Raw genomic sequence first — 1465 nt, 5'->3', positions numbered from 1 at the left:
ATTGCCTGCGATCCGTGGAAAACCAGGGCGTGCGCGACGCCGGCCAGGCAAACTGCATGCCGACAAGGGCTGCTACAGGTGCCGTTGCCGCACCGCCCTCAAGCAGCGCGGCATCATTGCGCGGATTGCACGCAAGGGCATCGAACGCAACGACCGCCTGGGCCAGCACCGCTGGGTCGTCGAGCGCACGCACGCTTGGTTTGCCGGCATGGGCAAGCTGCGTATCCGCTTCGAACGCCGCATCGATATCCACTTGGCGTTGCTCTCGCTTGCATGCTCCATCATCTGCTTACGCATGCTTCCTGGGTTTTGTTAGCCGCTCTTAGTCCACGCTGTGAAGTGGAAGTGGCGCTTACATCGGGTGTACAACGCACGAATAAGCCCGCGATGGTGCGCCGGCAGCGTCGCATTGATTGCATTCGAGTGTCTGGACCCCCATTAGCTGCTTTGCCGGTGTGCGACCGGCGCCTGTTGGATGCACCGATGCCAGAGTTGCCCGAGGTTGAAACGACGTTGCGTGGCCTGTCGCCGCATCTGGTTGGGCAGCGGATCCATGGCGTGATCCTACGTCGGCCCGATCTGCGTTGGCCGATTCCCGAGCAGATCGAGCGCTTGCTCCCCGGTGCCACCATTACCAACGTACGCCGACGTGCGAAATACTTGCTGATCGATACGGATGCGGGAGGCAGCGCGCTGTTGCATCTGGGGATGTCAGGGAGTTTGCGGGTGCTGCCTGGCGACACGCCGCCGCGGGCGCATGACCACGTGGATATCAGTCTGCAAAACGGGCGCGTGCTGCGTTTCAACGATCCGCGTCGCTTTGGCTGCCTGTTGTGGCAATCCGGCACGCAAGCCCATGAGTTGCTCGCTGCGCTTGGTCCAGAACCATTATCGGATGCATTTACTGGGGATTATCTCCACGCGCTGGCACAGGGGCGGCGTGCTGCGGTCAAAATTTTTTTGATGGATCAGGCCGTGGTTGTCGGGGTTGGAAATATCTACGCTGCCGAAAGCCTGCATCGGGCGGGAATCAGTCCACTGCGCGAGGCGGCAAAGGTGTCGCTGGAGCGGTATCGGCGTCTGGCTGACGCAGTGAAGGAGATCCTGGCGTATGCCATCCAACGCGGTGGGACCACGTTGCGCGATTTCATCAGCCCGGATGGTGCGCCTGGCTATTTCGAGCAGGAACTCTCTGTATACGGGCGCGAGGGCGAGGCCTGCAAACAGTGCGGACGGGTGTTGAAGCACGCGACGATTGGTCAACGCGCCACGGTATGGTGCGGAAGCTGTCAGCGATAAGCGCCATATCAAGCCGATGCGGTGTTTGAGCACTGTTGTTATCGCGATAGTGTCCCGAAGGTTGCAGCTCAAGTCACAACAACGCCGTTCGGCTAACTCCCACGCGGTCGACATGTTGGCATGTCAGGCGCCTGCTTTGCGCAATGTGTAATGACCTACCGGTTTC

2 protein-coding genes are annotated in these 1465 nt (G+C 60.5%); both read left to right on the top strand.

Annotated features, from left to right (window positions below; translation table 11 throughout):
- Nucleotides 1-316 (top strand): transposase (locus XAXN_RS16805; protein ID WP_054320400.1); only part of this gene is annotated, 316 nt, incomplete at its 5' end.
- Nucleotides 317-483: 167 nt separating this feature from the next.
- Nucleotides 484-1299 carry a bifunctional DNA-formamidopyrimidine glycosylase/DNA-(apurinic or apyrimidinic site) lyase gene (mutM, locus tag XAXN_RS16800; protein WP_054320401.1) on the top strand — a complete coding sequence of 272 codons (816 nt, stop codon included), beginning with the start codon at nucleotides 484-486 and terminating at the stop codon, nucleotides 1297-1299.
- Nucleotides 1300-1465 lie beyond the last annotated feature (166 nt).

Origin of the sequence: Xanthomonas axonopodis, assembly GCF_001304695.1 — a bacterium.
In the GTDB taxonomy this organism is placed as follows: domain Bacteria; phylum Pseudomonadota; class Gammaproteobacteria; order Xanthomonadales; family Xanthomonadaceae; genus Xanthomonas; species Xanthomonas axonopodis.
The sequence above is the reverse complement of the archived record's forward strand: the minus strand, read 5'-3'. Positions and strand labels throughout refer to the sequence as shown.

Bases quoted from the DNA above. Each gene is read 5' to 3' on its own strand.
- mutM (WP_054320401.1), top strand. From the start codon at position 484: ATGCCAGAGTTGCCCGAGGTTGAAACGACGTTGCGTGGCCTGTCGCCG.